The 20093-nt window shown below is 59.8% G+C and carries 15 protein-coding genes; 9 read left to right on the forward strand and 6 right to left on the reverse strand.

Annotated features, from left to right (window positions below):
* The gene (locus U1A53_RS22045; RefSeq protein WP_322284023.1) at positions 1 to 3351 is read right to left on the reverse strand and encodes a family 16 glycoside hydrolase; all 3351 of its coding nucleotides are present in this window, start codon (positions 3349 to 3351) and stop codon (positions 1 to 3) included.
* 169 nt (positions 3352 to 3520) lie between these two features.
* Between U1A53_RS22045 and U1A53_RS22050 the strand changes: the two genes are divergently transcribed.
* Positions 3521 to 4840, forward strand: coding sequence for a hypothetical protein (locus U1A53_RS22050; RefSeq protein WP_322284024.1), 1320 nt, complete (start codon positions 3521 to 3523; stop codon positions 4838 to 4840).
* Positions 4841 to 4856: 16 nt separating this feature from the next.
* Here the strand turns inward: U1A53_RS22050 and dhaL are convergent, their stop codons facing one another.
* Together dhaL and U1A53_RS22060 are read right to left on the reverse strand one after the other, a co-directional pair.
* A complete protein-coding gene (dhaL, locus tag U1A53_RS22055) occupies positions 4857 to 5483 on the reverse strand; it encodes a dihydroxyacetone kinase subunit DhaL (RefSeq protein ID WP_322284025.1) in 627 nt (208 codons plus the stop codon).
* An 8-nt stretch (positions 5484 to 5491) separates the two neighbouring features.
* Complete coding sequence (locus U1A53_RS22060) at positions 5492 to 6454, reverse strand: 3-hydroxy-5-phosphonooxypentane-2,4-dione thiolase (protein WP_322284026.1); 963 nt, start codon at positions 6452 to 6454, stop codon at positions 5492 to 5494.
* Between the two features lie 123 nt (positions 6455 to 6577).
* Here U1A53_RS22060 and U1A53_RS22065 point away from each other — a divergent pair, with 123 nt between their 5' ends.
* A complete protein-coding gene (locus U1A53_RS22065) occupies positions 6578 to 7408 on the forward strand; it encodes an AraC family transcriptional regulator (protein ID WP_322284027.1) in 831 nt (276 codons plus the stop codon).
* A gap of 15 nt (positions 7409 to 7423) precedes the next feature.
* On the opposite strand, the gene rpoN is transcribed toward U1A53_RS22065, so the two are convergent.
* The 3 genes from rpoN to U1A53_RS22080 form a co-directional block, all read right to left on the reverse strand.
* Complete coding sequence (gene rpoN, locus U1A53_RS22070; protein WP_322284028.1) at positions 7424 to 8842, reverse strand: RNA polymerase factor sigma-54; 1419 nt, start codon at positions 8840 to 8842, stop codon at positions 7424 to 7426.
* A gap of 169 nt (positions 8843 to 9011) precedes the next feature.
* Entirely contained in the window at positions 9012 to 9917 is a 906-nt protein-coding gene (locus tag U1A53_RS22075; protein ID WP_322284029.1) for a hypothetical protein, read from the reverse strand.
* 166 nt (positions 9918 to 10083) lie between these two features.
* Positions 10084 to 12051: a phospho-sugar mutase gene (locus U1A53_RS22080; RefSeq protein ID WP_322284030.1), complete on the reverse strand. Its 1968-nt coding sequence runs from the start codon at positions 12049 to 12051 to the stop codon at positions 10084 to 10086.
* A gap of 169 nt (positions 12052 to 12220) precedes the next feature.
* On the opposite strand from U1A53_RS22080, the gene U1A53_RS22085 reads away from it, so the two are divergent.
* From U1A53_RS22085 to U1A53_RS22115, 7 genes are all read left to right on the forward strand, one after another.
* Complete coding sequence (locus U1A53_RS22085; RefSeq protein WP_345786502.1) at positions 12221 to 13288, forward strand: SPFH and helix-turn-helix domain-containing protein; 1068 nt, start codon at positions 12221 to 12223, stop codon at positions 13286 to 13288.
* Between the two features lie 173 nt (positions 13289 to 13461).
* Complete coding sequence (locus U1A53_RS22090) at positions 13462 to 14793, forward strand: sulfatase-like hydrolase/transferase (protein ID WP_322284032.1); 1332 nt, start codon at positions 13462 to 13464, stop codon at positions 14791 to 14793.
* On the forward strand, positions 14790 to 15923 hold the full coding sequence (locus U1A53_RS22095; protein ID WP_322284033.1) for a hypothetical protein: 1134 nt from the start codon (positions 14790 to 14792) through the stop codon (positions 15921 to 15923). Before U1A53_RS22090 ends, U1A53_RS22095 begins: the two co-directional genes overlap by 4 nt.
* Positions 15924 to 15963: 40 nt before the next feature.
* The gene (locus tag U1A53_RS22100) at positions 15964 to 17568 is read left to right on the forward strand and encodes a hypothetical protein (protein WP_322284034.1); all 1605 of its coding nucleotides are present in this window, start codon (positions 15964 to 15966) and stop codon (positions 17566 to 17568) included.
* Positions 17569 to 17616: 48 nt separating this feature from the next.
* The gene (locus U1A53_RS22105; RefSeq protein ID WP_322284035.1) at positions 17617 to 17847 is read left to right on the forward strand and encodes a hypothetical protein; all 231 of its coding nucleotides are present in this window, start codon (positions 17617 to 17619) and stop codon (positions 17845 to 17847) included.
* A 410-nt stretch (positions 17848 to 18257) separates the two neighbouring features.
* Complete coding sequence (locus tag U1A53_RS22110) at positions 18258 to 19112, forward strand: type II restriction endonuclease (protein ID WP_322284036.1); 855 nt, start codon at positions 18258 to 18260, stop codon at positions 19110 to 19112.
* The gene (locus U1A53_RS22115; RefSeq protein WP_322284319.1) at positions 19112 to 20026 is read left to right on the forward strand and encodes a Dam family site-specific DNA-(adenine-N6)-methyltransferase; all 915 of its coding nucleotides are present in this window, start codon (positions 19112 to 19114) and stop codon (positions 20024 to 20026) included. The genes U1A53_RS22110 and U1A53_RS22115 overlap by 1 nt, the downstream gene beginning before the upstream one ends.
* Positions 20027 to 20093: the final 67 nt, after the last annotated feature.

Consider the following 20093-nt stretch of genomic DNA (forward strand, 5'->3'; position numbering starts at 1 on the left):
TCATTTCCCAAACATGGCGTGCTCCTTGTTTCCGCCGCTGAGGACGTAGGCGAGGAGGTCGAGGATTTCGTCTTTCTTGAGCATGGCGAGCAGCATCGGGGGCATGGGGGAGACTTTGCTGAGTTCGATGCTCTTCACTTCTTTGCGATCGACGTTCACGCGCTGATTGGGATCGGTGAGGTCGGTGTTCAGGGTGACGCCGTCGCCGCTGAGGTTCACGACGACGCCGGTCATGATGCTGCCGTCGTTTTTGGTGACAACGATGGGGGCGAACTGCTCGTTGATGACGTTGCTGGGGTTGATGATTTGATCGAGCAGGTCATGCGGGCTGTAGCGTCCGCCAGCGCCGGTCAAATCGGGGCCGGTCATGCCGCCGGCGTTGCCGAAGCGGTGGCAGGTGTAGCAGGCGGCGGCGCTGAACATCTTGCGGCCGTTGTCATAACTGCGGCCTTTCATGCCGGTCTTGGCGGCGGCGCTGAGCTCATCAAGCGTCCACATCGTCGGTGTGCGGCCCACGAACATGGCGCCGACGTTTTCGATGGCGGATTTCACCTCGGGCTTCTTGGCGATGAGTTCGGCGAACTGCGCAGACTCGTCCGGCGTGAAGGTGGCGAGGCTGTCTTTGCGGATGAAGTCGATGAAGATGGCGAAGCTGCTGCCACCTTTGTAGTTCGCGGCTTTGAGGAAGAACTCGAGCTGCTGCTTGCGCAGTTCAGGCGTCCAGCCGGTCTTGAGGAAGCGGAGGCTGCGGGCGTATTCGACCTGCGGCTCCTGGCTTTCAGCAGCGGCGATGAGGGCCATGCCTTTGGCGGCGGTGTTCGGCGCTTGCAGGTAGGCGAGCGTTTCGGTGAGCAGCCAGTTGAGCTCAAAGTTGTCCGCCGGATACGCGGGATCGAGCTTGGCGATGATTGCGGCGACGGTGGCGTCGTCGGGATTGCCGAAGCGATGCAAAACGATCTCCGTGAGGCGAACGTAGGCGAGACGTTGCTCGGGCGTGAGCTGGGTGAAGTCGTGCTTGAGCAGCGCGGCCCAAAGCTTGTCGCGCATGGCGTTGTTCACGACGTGATCAGCGGCGCGATGCGTGGGGCACACGCCGGTGGCACGCGTGAGGGCGAGCAGGGCTTCGAGTTGGGCGGTGACGTTGGTTTCAACGAGCGCTTTAGCTTCCCATTCGGTGACGGGTTGATGCTCCAGTGCGGTGCGGGCTGCGGCGCGGATGTAGCGGTCGGGGCTGCTGAGATGCGGCCAGGCAGTGGAGACGGCTTTGGAGTCTTGTTTGCCGTGGAAGGCCTCGAGGACACGTCTCCGAATCTCTCGGCCGCGCGGAGTGGCTGCCAGTTCAGCTACCGAAGGCTTAGCTGGCTCCGTGCTCTCTTTCCCCACATAACTCACACGATACAGCCCGCTCTGCACACGACGCCCACCAATCGTGAAATACATCGCGCCGTCTTTGCCGATGATCGCATCGCTGACCGGCAGGGGGCCGCCGGTGACGAATTCTTCCTTCGTGGCGGTGTAGGTGCTGCCGTTGGGCTTCAGATGCACGGCGTAGATTTTGCCCCAGCTCCAGTCGAGCGCGTAGAAGGCCTCCTGGTATTTCGCGGGGAACTTCGCGCCGTAGCCAAAGGTGGTGCCGGTGGGCGAGCCGGGGCCGATGTTCAGTGTGGCGGGCAGGTTGTCGAAGTAGAACTCGGGATACTTGCCTGCGCCGTTGCGCCAGCCGTATTCGCCGCCGCTGACGACGTGATTCACGCGGGTGGGGCGATACCAGGAGGTGTTGAAGTCATACTCCATGTCCGCGTCATAGACGAACAACTCGCCATCGCGGTTCACGCCGCCGTCGAAGATGTTGCGGAAGCCGCTGGCGAAGATCTCGAAGGTCTTTCCATCCGGCGTGAAGCGATAGACGATGCCGCCGGGAGCCATGACGTGGCGGTTGTGGCCGCGACCATCAGGCATGCGCGGCAGCAGATGGTCATCGCCCCAGAGCTTCGCCACCGGCGAGCTGTCTGGCGTGCCGGCCTTCGGGCCTTCCTTGAGCACGGCGTTGTTGCCACTGATGAGGTAGAGGCCTTTGCCGTCCGGTGTCTTCAAAATGGCATGCACCCCGTGATCGCTGCCCGCGTCGAACTCGCGCAGCATCTCCACTTTGTCCGGCATGTCGTCGTTGTTGCTGTCGGTGACGCGGTAGAGGCCGTTGGGAACTTTTTTCTCGTAGTCGTTCACGCCGAGGTAGAGCGCGCCAAAGGCGAACAGCATGCCGTTCACGCCACGGATGTCAGCGGCGACTTTTTCGATGTCGGCGGCTTTCAGAGGCTGGCCTGCGGCGGGTGCGTTGAAGCGATAGAGGCCGCCGTATTGATCGCTGGCGTAGATGCGGCCTTTGTCATCGGTGCAGAGGTTTACCCACGAGCCCTGTTCGCCGCCTGGCACGCTGTAAAGCAGCGCCACCTTGAAATCGGGCAGTGTTTTGATGTTCGAGACCGGCGTTGCTACGTTCGCGCCGATGGCAGGTCCGACGGCTTGCGGGCGGTTGGCCTTCTTTTTGGCTTTATCGGCGCCTTTGCCCTTCGCGGGGGCTTTGGGAGCTGCGGGAGCCTTCGCCTTGCCTTTTCCCGGCGCTTTCGCCTCAATGATCTGCGCGTCGCTGGGGATCGCGGATTTCTCAAACGACACCACACCACCTTCCGGCAGTTCTTTGAGCATCACGTCCTTGATTTGAACCTTCATCGCCGGGCCGCGATGAATCTGGAAGGCAAGCAGGCCTTCCAGCGAACGTTTCGCCAGTTCGAAGTCGAGCAGGTCGATGGTCACCTGGCCGTCAATCTTATGAATGAGGTGATTACCCTGCGCGATGACGGTGTACTCGTGCCACTCAGCGATATCGACCTTCACCGGTTCATGCTCGGAGGCAAGCCAGCGCTTGCCCTCGGGGTCGATGACCACGCCCTGGCCGTTTTGACAGATGATGCCGCGGCCGCGCTCCTCATAGACCATCGCGTTGTTTGGATGCGCCGGATGAATATCACACTGATAGCCGCCGACGGACCACTTGCCGTTCTCCGGCAGTTCTTTGCTGCGATACTGGATGCCGGTGTTGTTGCCCGCTTGCTTGATTTTGGCCTTCAGCTCGAAGTTCTTCACCACGCCGCCGCGCCAGATGAGAAACTGGTTATATGCCAACTGCTCCGGTCCAGTGGTGGTGCCGACGATCTCGCCATTCTCCACCTTCCACAGCTCCGGATTGCCATCCCAGCCGGTGAGGTCTTTGCCGTTGAAGAGAGGTTTAAAGCCGTCCTGAGCGACAGCAAAGGATGGCAGGAGAAGTGAGAGAAGAAGGAGACGTTTCATGGTTGGTCGCGTGGTTAAACGCGGCGCTCTCTCAAAACATGCCAGCAAAAGCTGTGTCGGATCTGGCAAGGTGCGAAACTACACGGCGGACGGATGCAAAATGAACTTCGCCTGATTTGAATGATGACTTCCGCTCGTTCTATCTCCGCTTCACCTCTTCATCTCCACCATGCGACCTTTTGCCCTCCTCTTTCTCGCCCTTGCCGGTTCACTGTGCGCCCAAAACGCACCTTACGATGTCTTTCCGCCTGCCGAGGCACCTCATTATCGTGTGCGCTACGAAGCATCGACGAAGCCGGGCGAACTGATCTTCCCGGTGAATTACACGATCTGGGTTCCGCCCGGCGTGAAGGCCGTGCGTGGCGTGATCGTGCATCAGCACGGCTGTGGCGAAGGATCATGTAAATCGGGCCTCACGGGTGCCTTTGACCTGCACTGGCAGGCTTTGGCAAAGAAGCATGACTGCGCGCTGCTCTCTCCCTCGTATGAGCAGCCGGAGAAAGCTGACTGCCAGATGTGGTGCGACCCGCGCAATGGTTCCAGCGCGGCATTTCAGAAGTGCCTCGTCGATCTCGGCGCGAAAAGCGGCCATCCAGAGCTGTCGAAAGTGCCATGGGCTCTGTGGGGCCACAGCGGTGGCGGACATTGGGCCGGCGGCATGGTTCTGACGCATCCTGAGCGTATCGCGGCGGCGTGGCTGCGCTCGGGTGTTCCTTTACTGAAGGAGAATCCTTCACGCTCGACGATCAAGACACACACCATTCCTGATGCCGCGCTCAGCGTGCCGATGATGTGCAATCCGGGCACGAAAGAAGGCGTCACGGTCAAGGAAGGCCGCTTCGCCGGGGTCTGGCCTGCGAATGAGTATTTCTTCACCACGGTGCGCGGCAAAGGCGGACTTATCGGCGTGGCCGTCGATCCGCTCACCGCGCATGAGTGCGGCAATCAACGTTACATGGCCATCGCTTGGCTTGATGCGTGTCTCAGCGTTCGTTTGTCGAAAGACAGCGGCGGTCCGCTCAATGCCATGCCCACCGATGGAGCATGGCTCGCTCCGTTGCTCGGCGCGGAAGCGGTTGCTGTGGCCAAGTTTGATGGTGACAAACAAAAAGCCATGTGGCTGCCGAACGAGGCCATCGCCAAAGCATGGGCGCACTATGTCAAAGACACGGCGTTGCCCGACACCACACCGCCGCCTGCGCCGACGAATCTCCAAATCAAAGGCAACGAACTGACTTGGGAAGCCGATGCCGATCTCGAAAGCGGCCTCGCTCACTTCGTCATCGAACGCGACGGGCAGCAGATCGCCACGGTGCCCGAGAAGCCAGCGAACCCCTTTGGCCGCCCGATTTTCCAAGGTCTGCAATACAGCGACACGCCCACGAATCCACTCGTGAAGATGACTTTCACCGACACGAAGGCCGAAGCGGGCAAGAAGCACGAGTATCGCGTGATCGCGGTGAACACGGCCGGCTTGAAGTCGAAGTAGGCGGCGTGGCCCAAAACTATGCCGTTACATAGTCGCGCATCGTGCTCAGCATGATCGTCACGGAGCACGCGCCGGCATCCGGAAAGCCGAGGCAGGCTTCGCCGAGGGTTTTGGCGCGACCGAATTGAGCGATCATGGCCTTGCTGGCCTCCGTGCCATCGGCCGCGGCTTGAGCGACGGCTTTGAGAGCATCCGTCAGTGACAGCGCGATGGATTCACGAGCTTTCGCGGCGGCGGGAGCCACGGCGTCGATCATCGTTTTGTCGCCGGGCTTGGCGCCACCGCGTTTCATCACGCCTTCGAGCGCGGCTTCGAGCAGGAGCGCGAGGCCTTCGGAATCGAAAGCGTCACGTCCGGCGAGAGCTTTGCCGCCAGCACGAAAAACGGTGCCAAAAATGGCTCCTGAGGCACCACCCATGCTCGTCATCATGGCAGTGCCGGTGGTGACGAAGACTTGCTCCACGCTGCTGGGCTCCATGGGCTCAAGCTGAGCTTTCACAGCCTCCATGCCGCGTTTCATACCGAGACCATGATCGCCGTCGCCGAGATCACGATCGGCTTGGGAAAGCATCGGCTCAGCCTCAATGATCGCGTCCGCGACCTTCAGCATCATGAGACGCACTTGGTTGGGTTTGAGTTCCATGGTGGCGATTACTTGGTGCCTTTGGCCTTGAGATCGTTGTACATCTGGAAGCCCTGTGCAGGCGTCAGTCCTTCATGCACCACGCCGCGCACGGCCTGCATCATGCTGATCGGCGCATCGCTCTGGAAGATGTTGCGGCCCATATCGACACCATTCGCGCCTTGCTGGATGGCGTTGTAGCACATCGTCAATGCTTCGAGTTCCGGGAGCTTCTTACCACCCGCGATGACGATCGGCACCGGGCAGCAGGAGGTGACGGTGTCGAATTCGGTGTCGGTGTAATAGCACTTCACCACGTTCGCGCCGAGTTCCGCCATGATGCGCGTCGCGAGACGGAAATACTGCGGTGTGCGTGCCATCGCACGGCCCACGGCGGTCACGCCCATGACGCCGATGCCATAGCGGCTGGCCGCATCGACGAGATCGGTGAGGTTCTTCAACGACTGACGCTCATACGCGCCGCCAATGAAGACCTGCACGGCCAGAATGCTCGCGTTGAGGCGGATCGCTTCTTCGATGTTGAGCGCAGTGCTTTCATTGGAGAGCGGCTCAAAGCCCGGGCGGCCGAATTTGGCCTTCTTACCATCGATTTCGCCTTCCCATTCTTCCATAGGGCTGATCATCGAGGTGCCACCGGAAGCACGCAGGGCGATGGCTTTCGTCGTCGAGGCAGGAATCACGCTGCGCTGGATGCCACGCGTGAGCATGAGGCAGTCTGCATACGGTTCGAGCGGGAGAATCGTCTGATCGACACGTTCCAGGCCAGTCGTCGGACCCTGGAAGTAACCATGATCAAAGGCCAGCATGACGGTGCGTCCGTCCTTGGGATTGAAGACGCGGCTGAGGCGGTTTTTGAGGCCCCAGTCATACTGGTGGGCACCCTTGAGGAAGAAGCCCGGCGCTTCTTGTGGGATGCTGGTGAAGTATTCCTTTTCCTTCTTGTCTGCTGCGCTGGTGGTGATGTCGGCCATGGTGGTTTGAGTGCTGAGTGGGTGTGAGTGTCGGATTTAGCAGAGGTGACGATCATGGCAAACATCCTGCTTGCCGTCCATGTCCGCGCCCGCCAGACTTGTGTCAGATTCAGCAATCCGGCCATGCCAGACCAGAACTCCATCCTCAGCGTGGTGCCCGCCGGGTCCGCGCATCGCGTACAGGGCCACCGCAGCGTCGCCCTGCCTGGAGTGACGGTGGACATCCTCACCACACGCAAAATCGAGCTTCAACAGTGGGAACTGCGCCGGCTGAACGATCCTTATTGGCGGCTCTACTGGCCGATGCAGGAGGGAGGCGTGGTGGAGATCGACGGCACGAGTACGGCACTGAAACCTGGCACCGTGTATCTGATCCCGCCACGCACCACCTTCAGCACGACGACGCTGCGTCCTTTCAGCAAGTGGTACTCGCACTTCAATCTCGGTCCGCTCGCAGACCGCGTTGCGCCAGGCATCTACGCTTTTCTCATTACTCCGTCGCAACGCAGTTTGCTCAAGGAGTTGATCAAACTCGGCGCGAAACCCGGCTGTACGCGCTTTCCGTGGGTGTCCATCCAACTCGTGGCCGAGGTGGTCAAAAAACTGCCCGCCCGTGTGTGGGAGCAGCAGAGGCTCGATACCCGTGTGGTGAAGGCGATGGAATTCATGAGCCAACATCTCGGCCTCAAACTCACCGCCGATCAAATCGCCCGCCACGCCGGGCTGAGCGTGCGGAATTTGAACCACTTGTTTCAACAAGAGATCCAGCAGCCGCCAATGCGAGTACTGCTCGACTATCGCCTCGACGAAGCCTGCCGCCTCCTACGCCACACAGAGGACAGCATCGAGGCCATCGCCGAGACCTGCGGCTTGGTGAACCGGTATTACTTCAGCCGCATGCTGAGGCAGTATCGCAACGCCTCACCTGCGGCGTATCGGCAGGAGAGCCTTTGATTGGACCGGTGTAGTTTACGAAAATGATTTGCGCAGGTGGCTGGGCAGGATGTTGAGCGCTTCGCGATACTTTGCCACGGTACGGCGGGCAACTTTGATGCCCTGTTTGTCGAGCAGTTTGCCAAGTTTGTCGTCGCTGAGCGGCTTGTGCTTTGGCTCGGTCTTGATGAGTTCGGCGATGGCATTTTTGACGCTGGTGTTGCTCAAATCGTCGCCGGACTCGGTCTTCACGCCGTGTGAGAAGAAGAACTTCAGGTCGAAGACGCCATGCGGCGTGGCAATGTATTTGCCGGAGATGGCGCGGCTGACGGTCGTTTCGTGAACGCCGACCTCATCAGCCACCGTGGCCATGTTCAGCGGGCGCTGGAAGCTGGTGCCCTTTTCGAGGAATTCGCGCTGGTATTTGACGATCTGTGTGGCGATGCGGTGGATCGTCTGCTGGCGCTGGTGAATTGAGCGGATGAGAAACTTGCCGCTGCGGATCTTGTCGCGCACGTAGTTGCGGACTTCACCGTTGTTGCCGGGTTGGCTGAGCAGGTCCTTGTAAGTGTTGCTAATGCGCAGGTGCGGCAGGTCGTCATTCGTCATCACCGCCACCCACTCGCCGCCCTGGCGCTCGACGACGACGTCAGGCGTGACGTAGTTGTTCGATGAGATGGCGAAGCGCTGCGCCGGACGTGGGTCGAGCGTGCTGATGAAGTCCGCCGCGCGTGAGATTTGTTCCAACGGCACACCGAGTTTGCGCGCGAGGATCGGGTAACGCTTGTTGGCAAGGTCGTCGATGTATTGATCGACGAGGCGCCAGGCGAGGCTTTGTTTTTTTCCAAGGCGCTCCAACTGCACCAGCAGGCACTCGCGCAAATCCTCTGAACCGACGCCCACAGGATCAAAGCTCTGCAGGAGTTTCTTGGCGGTGCGTAGGCCGTCGATGGGAATGGCGTGCTGAAGGCTCAGGTCGTCGATCCGCGTGTTGAGGAAACCGCGGTCGTCCAGATTGCCGATGAGAAATTCGACGTGTGGAGCAATAGCAGGCTTTGCATCCGAGGTGTGAAGTTGTGAAAGCAGATGCTCCTGCAGGGTGGTGGGAGCGACGATGGAATCCATCAAGAACTGCCAGCGCTCCTGGTCATCGCTGCGGCGGGCAGTGGTCTGCTGCCGGCTTTGCTGCCAGTATTCGCGCCATTCATCGTCCATGCGCGTGAGGGCGTCGATGTCGGTGTCATCGACGCTGCGATCATCGGGGTCATCGGGAATGGCGTCCTGAATCGAGGTCTCGGGTGCTTCGAGTTCGAGCACGGGATTGATCTCGATCTCCTGCTGGATGATCTGCCGGAGTTCCAGCGTCGGTGCCTGCAGAATCTGCAAGCTCTGCTGCATCTGCGGCCCGATAGAGAGCTTTTGAGACTGAATCTGCTGGAGTCCGTGGTCGGCCATGAATGGTTGGGTGGCAGCCAAGCGCTGCCACCCTCCCTTATCAAGCAAACATCAGGCCAGCGGCGGATTTCTTTTTGAATTTAGAAATAGATGCATCGCTGGCATAAAAGGAGAGGCCCCGGCATCTACCGGGGCCTCCTTGAAAGCACAAAGCTTGTTTGGAATCCGATCAGGGCACCTCGAATACTTTCTGGGTGGTCGGATCAAGCGCCAGCGAGCCGCTTTCGAGGCCGGTGATGTCGAGTTCCTTGTAAGGCGGATAAGGGCTGATCACACGACCCGGTTTCGAGGTCTTCTTGCCCTTCAAAAATGATCCGGATCCTCCGCTGGAGGCTGTGGTGGGTGGTTCTTTGGGTGTGGACTCGGAACGACGGGTGGTTGTCGTGGGCGGTGGTGGTTCCTGCGCTGGTTCTTTCACGCGAGGAGTGCTCTGCGTCTTAGAGGGCGAATCATTCACCTTGGGCGGTGAGTAGGTGCGTGTATTTGATTTTCCCTGTGTGGTCGGAGCAGGTGTTGCACCCTTGGCTGGAGGTGCCGTCGGTTGCTGTGTGCGAGGCGGATTCGCTGGCTGCGGCGGATAATTGTAGCGTGGCTGGGTCTGCCCCTGCGGCTGCTGTGGATATTGATAGCCGGGCTGCTGAGGCTGCGGGGAGTAACCGGGAGGCGGCTGCTGGGGATAGTTTGGCGCTGTCTGTTGACGCGGACTGGCATCCAAACTGTAGCCACCGTTCTGGCCGTAGCCGGGAGGAGGATTATCCCAGCCGGTGGGATCCTGCCCATAAAAAAGACGGCGCACCACTTCGCTCATGCGCTTGCCGAACTTGGGCAGGAACTCGATGGGACTTTCATACTGCCTCTGCGGTTGCTGCGGGTAGCCGTAGCCGGGAGCTGGCTGCTGGTAACCGGGCGGCGGGGCAGGCTGGCTGTATTGCGGCTGCGTATAACCACTTGGTGGCGTCTGCGGGTAGTAACGCTGCTGGCTCTGGGCCTGAAGAGATGAAGCGAGGCCAATCGCGGCACACAAACCCAGCCAAAAGGAAGTGCTCAGGCTCATGTGAGTGGTTCGAGAGTTCATAGTAGTTAACAGTTCTTAAATTTCTGGCTTTTTCAAGCCGCATTTTCCTACAGATAAGTTACGGGTCTGGGCCTCAATGGGATGATAGACGAATGCGGCTGAAGATTGTTCAGCCGCATTGCAGGTGCCTCGTTTGTACGTCAGAGGCTGTGGGGATGCCGGTGGCCTATGAGTCAAGCCGGGCGTCGATGTCCTTCTCCAGCCAGGTCCACATGTTGACGAGACCCTCGGTGACTTTGACCTTCGCAGCGTTGAGTTCATCGCTGCTGAGCTTCTGGCCGGCGGCGGGAATGCTGCGGCCAAACATGTAGTATTTGATCTTCGGCTCGGTGCCGGAAGGACGTACGGCGAAGCTGCGTCCGTCGGCGAGATCGACAAAGAGCATTTTTTCCTTCGAGACGATGTCACCTTCCTCGTCCTTGATCTCGTCCTTGCGGAAATCGCGCACGTTGATGACGGCGGAGCCATCGACATCCTTCGGCGGATTGGAGCCGTAGCTGTCGGCCAGTTTGGCGATTTGCGCAGCACCGCTGGCACCTTCGAAGACCTTGCTCTGGTTCACTTCGAGGAAATAACCAATCTCGCAATAAACCTCATCAAGCAGGCCGACCACGGTGAGGCCGCGGCTGGCGGCGTAGGCGGCGAGTTCGGCGAACATGACCACGGCACCGTTGCCGTCTTTGTCGCGGCTGAAGTCATCGCCCATGTAGCCGTAGCTTTCCTCACCACCAAAGACGAGGAACTTGCTGTGCTTGAGGCGCGCTGCGCGGCTGTCGGCGGCGTTGAGGTCGCGATAGCGGTTCAAGATGTCGTTGGGCAGCGCGGCCTCGTATTTCGCGAGCTTCGAGCTGATCCATTTGAAGCCGGTGAGCGTGTTCACGCAGCCGATGTCGAATTTTGCGGCGATGGCGTCCTGCATCGGGCTGGTGACATAGGTTTTGAGGAAGACGGCATTCTTCTTGTTCGATTCGTTGAGGATGCCGAGCTCAAACATCGTCTTGAGTCGATACCAGCCCATGAGCGACCCGACTTGATTGCCGGTGAGCAAAACCATCTCGCCTTTGGCATCGCGCACGCCGACGCCCATGCGGTCGCAGTCAGGATCGGTGCCGATGACGATGTCCGCGCCTTCCTTGTTGGCGAGATCGACGGCCATCTTCAAAGCCGGTGCGTTTTCCGGGTTGGGTGATTTCACCGTGGGGAAGCGACCGTCGAGCACATCCTGCTCAGGCACGGTGAGGAAGTTGAAGCCGAGTTTTTTGAGCAGCACAGGCACCAAAACACCGCCGGCGCCATGCAGCGCGGTGAAGACGATCTTGAGCTTCTTGGCCTCCTCTTTTTGCAGGAGTTCGGGCTGCAGCATCATCGTTTCGACGCGGGCGAGGTACTTCTGATCCATCTCGTTGCCGAGCATGGTGAGCTTGCCGCGCTGGGCTTCGGGCAGGGAAACGTATTCCTCACCCTTGATGGCGTTCACTTCCTTGATGATGCCGGTGGCGTGCGGTTCGACGATGCCGGCACCGTCGTTGAAGTTCACCTTGTAGCCGTTATCATGCGCCGGGTTGTGCGAGGCGGTGAGCATTACGCCTGCGTCGGCGCGAAGCTGGCGCACGGCGAAGGACATTTCCGGCGTGGCGCGGCAGCCGTCGAACAGATAAACATTGGCCCCATGATCCATCGCGATCTTGGCGCAGAACTTCGCGAACTCGGGCGAGAAATGGCGTGTGTCGTGAGCGAAGACGACGCTCGGCTTGCCGGTGAGCTTTGCATTGGCGCGGTAGTTCTTGATGTACGTCACGAGGCCGCGGGTGGCGCGGCTCACGTTGTAGAAGTTCATCGCGTTGGTGCCGACGCAGGGCTGTTCCGGGCGCTGGTCCTCGGGAGCACTGCCGCGTTCGGCCTTCGTGACGATTTTGCCGATTGTGCGGCCGCGCAGGCCGCCGGTACCGAACTTCAGCGCCTGGAAGAAGCGGTCGTTGAGCTCCGCCCACTGGCCTGCGGCGGCGAGTTCCTCGATGCTGGCGCGGTACAGCGGATTGTCGCTGGCCGCGAGCAGGGCGCGGATGTTGTCGTGGCTGACGGCGAGGAGTTGCCCGGAATTGGCGGCGGCTTGGAGTTGGTCGGCAAGTGACATACGAGGCGGAGATGTTAGCCAGCACATGAAGGAATCAAACGGCAATGCTGGCCATGCGGCTGAGAGCAGCCTTACAAAGCCTTGTCGAGAATTGCACTCGCCAAAGCGAAAGCCTTTCTCTACACTCCGCCCGCCTCGAAAAAAACCAAACACACACCTCTTCACGACTATGGGCCTGATGGATTACCTCAAAGGACAGTTTCTGGAAATCATTCAGTGGACGGATGATTCACGCGACACGCTCTCCTGGCGCTTCCCGGACGAGGACAAGGAAATCAAGCGTGGCGCCCAGCTCATCGTGCGCGAGTCGCAGGTGGCGCAGTTTGTTTATCTCGGCGAGTTCGGCGACACCTTCGGCCCCGGCAAGCATGACCTTGTCACGGACAACATCCCGATCCTCTCCACGCTCAAGGGCTGGAAGTACGGCTTTGAGTCGCCCTTCAAGGCGGACGTGTATTTCGTCAACACCCGCCTGTTCACCGGCAACAAGTGGGGCACGAGCAACCCCATCATGATGCGCGACACCGATTTCGGCATTGTGCGCGTGCGGGCCTTCGGCACCTTCGATTTCAGGATCACGGATGTGAAGCTCTTCCTCAAAGAGGTGGCCGGTTCGGACCATCACTTCCGCCTTGATGAGTTTGCCGACACGATGCGCAGCCGCATCATCAGCGTGTTTTCGGACGCGCTCGCCACCGCCAAGGTGCCGGTGCTCGATCTCGCGACGCGCTACTCCGAGCTTGGCGAGGCGCTGCTGCCGATCATCAATCCGATCACGCAGGGCAAGTACGGCATCGAGATCAGCAGCTTCGTGCTCGAAAACGCCAGCGTGCCGCCGGAAGTCGAGGCTGCTATCGACAAGCGCAGCAGCATGAGCGCCGTCGGCAATCTGAACGACTACGTGAAGTTCCAGATGGCCGAAGGCATGGCCAAAGGCGGCGGCGGACCCGCCGGAGCCGCCGCGGAGATCGCGATGGGCTTTGGCATGGCGCAGCAGATGATGGCGCAGGGCGCGTTCAATGTGAATCCCGCCGCCGGTGCGGCCACACCGCCGCCGCTTCCCGGTGCTACGGCTCCCGCCGTCGATATCCTGACGCCCGCCCAGGTTGCGCAAACACTCGGTGTCACCGAAGCAGATGTCATTTCCAGCATCGAAGGCGGTCAGATCAAGGCGAAGAAGATCGGCACGCAGTACCGCATCACCAAGGCGGCGCTCGACGAATTTCTGGCGCAGTAGCAGGCACACGGAGGGCAGCGTTCCGGCGCTGCCGACTTCGGCAAAGCGGAAGCTTTGCCCTCCATGAAGTTGAATTGCGCCTGGAATGGATGAAGGCGCGATGAAAGCCGCCGTGCATCCCGGCGTTTCTGGCGGCACGGCGGGTCTGCGCCTTCTGACCCAGACGTGCCTCCATGAAATTCATCCTCATCCGCGCTCTCTTCCTCTCGTTGTTCGGTCCCGGAGGCGCAGCATCTTTTGCAGCCACGCCGCCGCCCAACATCGTCTTCGTCCTGGCCGACGACTATGGGATCAACGGCGTGGGCTGCTACGGCTCGGACTGCTTCAAAGGGAAGACACCGAACATCGACGCGCTCGCGAAGTCGGGTCTGCGCTTTGAACAAGGTTACTCGATGCCGACGTGCAATCCGTCACGCTGCGCATTGATGACGGGGCGCTACGGCTTTCGCACGGGCAATAAGCCCTCCTTCAAGACCGAGCCGTCCGTCGCGAAGCTGCTCAAACAGGCGGGATATGCTACCGGCATGGCGGGCAAGTGGCGGCAGATGGCGGACACGCCGGGCGACTGGGGTTTTGACGAGTACCTGACCGATCCTGAGGCGAGCGGTTATTTCTGGGAGACGACGTACACGAAGAATGGTCAGGAAGTGAAGACAGAGAAGCCCATCTTTTATCCTGACGTGTGCCTGGAGTTCGCCGTGGACTTTTTTCAGCGTCATCGCGAGCAGCCGTTCTTCTTCTACTATCCCACACACCTGATTCACAATCCCATCGTGCGCACGCCGGACAGCAAGGCCGACACTACGGATCCAGACGCGCTCTATGAGGACAACGTGGCGTATATGGACAAGGAGCTTGGCAAACTGGTCGCCGCATTGGACCGGCTGGGTCTGCGGGAGCGGACGCTGATTGTCTTCGCCGGCGACAATGGCACGGCCAAGTATGGGCACGAGAAAGGCACCATCGGCGGTCGTCTGATCAACGGCATGAAGGCCAGCATGCAGGAAGGCGGCAGCCGCGTGCCGCTCATCGCGAACTGGAAAGGCACCATCTCGGAAAATCGTGTGCTGCCGGATCTCGTGGACTTCACGGACCTGCTGCCCACGTTTGCCGAACTCGGCGGCGCTCCACTGCCCGCCGATGTGATCTTCGATGGCCGCAGCTTCGCGCCACAACTGCGCGGAGAGAAAGGCAGCCCGAGTGAGTGGGTCTATGTGGAGCACAACACCGCGCCCGAGTGGTATGTCCGCGAGCAGGGCTGGAAACTGACTCACCAAGGTGAGTTGTTCGACATGAGCGATGCGCCATTCGTCGAGAAACCCGTGACCGCCGACGGTCAAAGCGAAGCTGCTTCTGCCGCACGTCTGCGTTTGCAGGCCGTCCTCGCCAAACTCGATCCCGCCTCCGGCCAGCACGTCACACCCGCCGCGACGCCGAAGAAGAAAAAGAACAAGAAAAAGCCCAAAGTGGAACCTCAACAGGCCAAGCCGCCCGTGTCACCATGAATGACATCACGCTCCGTTCCATCGCCCTGCTCGTGTCTGCTGTCAGCCTTTGCCACGCGCAGACGGTTCCGGTTTCGGACTCGATGACGCTGGATGAGATCGGGCGGGCGATGGAGGCGTATCCGCCGCGCTGGGAGTTTGGCGATCAGCGGGCGGCGATCACGGCGTCGCTGGACAAGCACATCACGGTGCAGATCCAGAAGGGCTGGACGATCCTGAGCAAGCGTCAGTTGAAACCGGTGCATGAGTTTTACCTCAAGCGCATGGACATCGGCCTCGACAAACTGGAGCGGACGCGGGTCACGTCGGGCGTTCATGCCTTCAAGTTCTACTCGTCGTCCTATGTCTTCAAGACGGCGCAGGGCACGGTGGCGGTGGAGTTTTCCCAGGGGCCGATCAACAACGGGGGCGAGCCGGAGACGCGCGATGAATACGGCAGCGGCTTCTACTGGCGGCCGGATCAGCGCGAGCGGCTGGCGAAGCTGGTGGATGTGTACCTCATCACGCACCGGCATCACGATCACTCGGACTACTCGTTGGCCCGGAGCATGACTGCCGCTGGCAAACCGATGATCTGCCCGGCGCAGCTCAAGACGATCTGGAAGGACTTTGCCGACAAACTCACGGTGCCGGAGTACGGCAAGGTACAGAAGTTGGGTCCGGTGGAGATCTTCACGATGCTGGGCTCGCAGATGTCGCGCAATGAACCGACGGGCATCGGCACCGAGCGTCGCGGTGTGCCGAACCCGGAAAACCCGGAGCGTGATTCGGAGACGATCTGCTATCTCTTCAAGCTGGCCGGCATCACCTTCATCACCTGCGGCGAGAATCATGTGCCGGCGGTTGAATGGCTGAAGCAGGGCATCGCCCAAGGTTTCAAACCAAACGTGTGCATGTCGTTGGGTCAGTTCCAGGGCGACCGTGCGATGTCTGCCGCGCTGAAAACGATGAAGCCGCTCTTCCGCCTGCCATTGCACGAATACGAGATGATGCACGGTGGCGGCGGCAACCGCACCGGCCCGCTGATGCAGGGCCGCAACCGCGCCGCCTTCGACAAACACCAAGTAATGCCGCTGCTGTGGGGAGAGGATTTTCTCATCACGGATGATGCTGTGGCATTCACGAGGTGATGAAGAACCGTCCGCCTGATTACGATTAGCCTTCTTCACCATGAACATGCGTACCACCGGATCACAGATGCTGTTTTTTGTTTTCCTCTCCGTCTGCGGAACTGGACTCGCCGCCGCTCCGGCGGACCAGCCGGATCTCCTCGGCATCGTGCGGCGATATGCGGACGCGATGATCGACCAAAGCCGCTCGCAGTTGCCGGAGCCAAAGTCGCCGCTGTTTCCCATCGTGCTGACACGGGACACTTTTCAGATTCCGCCGGGGAAGGTCGGCAATCTGGTGACGGCTCGGGTGCCGCAGGAGTTCAAGAACATCGCCAACGTGCATCACGACCTGAACCTGTATCAGGTGCTGCATGCGCTCACGAAGCTGACGGGCGAGGCAAAGTATGCCGCTGAGGCGGACCGGGTGATCGGCTACTTTTTGAAGAACTGCCAGGAGCCGAAATACGGCTTCTACTGCTGGGGCGAGCATCTCGGCTGGGACTTGCTGCGCAATGCACCGGGTGGCAACCCGACCACCGGGCCCTACACGGACCAGATCCATGAGTTTTACCGGCCGTGGATTTTCTGGGAGAAGTCGTTCAGCATCGCGCCGGAGCAGTGTCTGCGTTTCGCGCAGGCGCTGTGGCGGCATCAGGTGGATCACACGAAGAAGCCGATCTCTTTCTCGCGACACGCGATGATCTCCAGCAAGACCCCAAGCCGACGCGGCATGGATTTCCCACGCCACGGCGGCTTTTACATCGCCACCTGGGCTGCGGCTTACAAGCACAAGGCTGATCCTGAGATGCTGCAAGCGGTCGAGGAGATGGTGACCTTCTACGAGTCGCGTCGCGATCCGACGTCAGGCGCGATCCCGCACGGCTCGGGTGACTTTGCCTTCGACCGGAACGGCAAGCGTACCCAATACATCTACTCGCAGAGTCCCGTGGCGCTCGCCATCGAGCTGGAGGCCGCCGCACCCGCCATGCCCGAGGCGCTGCGGCAGCGGATGCTCGCGCTGGCGAAAAGCGCCGACGCCTCCTTCCTCGCGATGGCGCATGATCCGGGTCCGGGAGGAAAAGGCTTCATTCTCTTCGCCGATCCGAAGACGCTCGCGCCGACGGAGTACTGGCTGACAAAGGAGGAGCTGGATCTCGGTCTGCCACCGCGCCGCATTCCCTACACCGGCGGCTGGCGCTCCTCTTACACCGGCCAGCATCCGCACACCTGGGTCGTGCCCTCGCTCATCGCGCGCTTTCAGCAGACGGGCAATGTAGGCTACAAAAAGCTGCTGCTCGCCTGTGCCGACAACTATCTCACCGCCGATCCCGACGCCGCGCTCAACGAAAAGCCCGCGACCAAGGGTGAGCGCAAGCCCGACATCGAAGCGGGATCCATCGGCAACGCGATCATCCTCTTGAATGCCGCCTTCAAGATGACGCAGGATAACAAATACCTCGCCCGTGCCGAATGGTTCGCCACCTGGGGCGCGAAGAAGTTCTGGCCGGACGACAGCCCGCTGCCCCGCGCCTCCGTGCGCGAGAACGTCTATTCCGCCGCATCACGCTGCGACACTCTCGCGATGGCAATGCTGCACACTTCGCTGTTGCGCCATCAGCCGGAGCGCGAAAAGGAAGTGAGCCTGATCGCCACGGATCGGTGATCGCATGACGGTGCTTGCATCCCGAACCTGCCATCAAACAACACCGACATGCACTTTGAAATCGACGATGAATTCCTGCGACAGTTCGAGGACCAGTCGCTTCCACTCGAATGCTGGAATCACCGCGCGCATCTCAAGATCGCCTACCTCCAGCTCACACGTTTCCCTTTCGATGAAGCACTGTGTCGGATGCGCGCAGGCATTCGCGCCTACAATGCCGCGCGAGGCATCGCCGACACCCCGACGGGCGGCTATCACGAGACGATGACTCAGGCTTAGTTCAAACTCGTCCACACCACGCTCCGCCAGTTCGGCCCCGCCGCTTCCGCCGATGCCTTCCTCGACGCCCAGACCCAGCTCACGCAAAAGCGCACCCTTCTCCTGTTCTACTCCCGTGACCTCATCATGTCACCCGAGGCCAAGGCGACATTCATCGCACCCGACCTCGCTCCCTTGCCGCGACCCTTGACCGACTCCTAGCGCCTCGCTCTGGCGATGCTGCGCCATCAGCCAGAGCGCGAAAAGGAAGTGAGCCTGATCGCCACGGACCGGGGAGCGAAGTTGTTCGCCTCCACCTTTCGCACGCAGACTTGATGATGGGTTGACCGCCTGTATCGCTAAGCGAAGCAGCCCCCTGTTAAATGAGCTTTTGAAATGACAATATCTCAAGTACACTCCACGCCATCACGATGACCCCCGAACAATTCCTCAAACACCTCCAGGAGCATGCGTCCTCGTTCGCCAAGGCCGTTGCCACCAACGAGGGAGAGTGGATCATCAAGGGGTTCATCGACGTTTATCAGCGCGTTTATTCCATCTCGGTTGACACGAAGATTGTTTCGAAGGTGTTGGAACTGCTCTTGTTCCCGATGTTCGTCGAGTTCGCCAAGAAACACGGATTGGAAATTGAGCTGTGCCAGCACCAAAATTTCTATCCCGACCTGACCTTCACGCACAAAGCATCTGGCAATCGGTTCGCGGTGGACATCAAGAGCACCTACCGGGAAAGCGAAACCAAAGTGAATGGCATGACGCTCGGTGCGTTCACCGGCTATTTCAGGAATCGGGATAGCAACAAGAACACCCTCTACCCGTACAGCCAATACGCTGCGCACTTCGTTCTGGGAGTCATCTACACCAAGTGCGACGACGTGGCGGATGAGAGAAAGCAGTTCTCTCTTGCCGACCTCGCCAAGATTCCGTCCGTCATCAAAGACTTCGAGTTCTTCGCTCAACCGAAGTTCCGTATTGCGACAGCCCGGCCTGGAAGTGGAAACACCAAGAACATCGGGTCAGCCGACAGCATCGCCACATTGATCAGTGGCTCCGGCCCGTTTGCCTCGCTGGGCGAAGAGGTTTACGACGACTACTGGATGTTCTACCTCACGCGGGACATGGCCGAGGCGGTGGGAGTGAAGCGTCCATACATGAATCTGAAGACTTACTTGGAATACAAGCAGAGGGGAAGCGACACGCTGAAGGCACACGAAAAGGAGATCGCGAACCTCGCCGAGGATGAACCCGAAATTGAGGAGGCCGAATGATGAGCCGTCCCCCTTTGGTCCCGCCCCTCAAGTGCCAGGGGATAAAGACGAAACTCGTCTCTGTGATTCAGAAGATCGCCGAGACGCGGGAATACTCGCGATGGATCGAGCCGTTTTGCGGCTCAGGCGTTGTGGCTCTCAATGTGCAGCCAAAGAAGGCCCTGCTTTGCGATACGAACCGCCACATCATCAGCCTCTATCAGGACATCCAGAGAGGAAAGATCACTGCGGCGACGACTAAAGAGTTTCTCACCAGCGAAGGCGAAAAGCTGAAATCTCAAGGTGAGCCCTACTATTACGAGGTGCGCACAAGGTTCAATGAAGCCCCGACACCGCTTGATTTCCTCTTCTTGAACCGCTCGTGCTTCAACGGCGTCATCCGCTTCAATCGAAAGGGTAAATTCAACGTGCCTTACTGCCACAAGCCGGAGCGGTTCGCCCAGGCATACGTCACGAAAATAACCAACCAAGTCCGACAGATTACGGAGGTGCTGAGATCTGTGGATTGGACTTTTGAGGTCCGTGATTTCCGCGAAACACTCGCGATGGCCGAGGCCGGGGACTTCGTGTATGCCGATCCACCTTACGCCGGGCGTCATGTGGACTACTTCAATTCTTGGTCTGACGCCGATGAAGTGGCGCTGGCGGCTGGCCTCGGCTCACTGCCCTGCGACTTCCTGCTCTCCACCTGGCATAGTAATGAGTTCCGTACGAACAGCGCGATTGATCTTGTTTGGAGCCGTGCTGATTTCCACATGTTGAAGCGAGAGCACTTTTACCATGTGGGATCGTCGGAAAATTTGAGACACCCGATGATTGAGGCACTGATTTCGAATTTTCCGACGATTGAAGAGGCTGCCATTGTTCGTCCTGTCGAGCAGCCAATGTTGTTTGCATTGGATTCGGCTGCATGAGCACGGTGGCTTAGTTCCGAATCACCACCAGCGAGGCGGAGGGACAGCCTGAGTGAGCGCCGAGCTG

Source organism: Prosthecobacter sp., assembly GCF_034366625.1.
Taxonomy (GTDB): Bacteria; Verrucomicrobiota; Verrucomicrobiia; order Verrucomicrobiales; family Verrucomicrobiaceae; genus Prosthecobacter.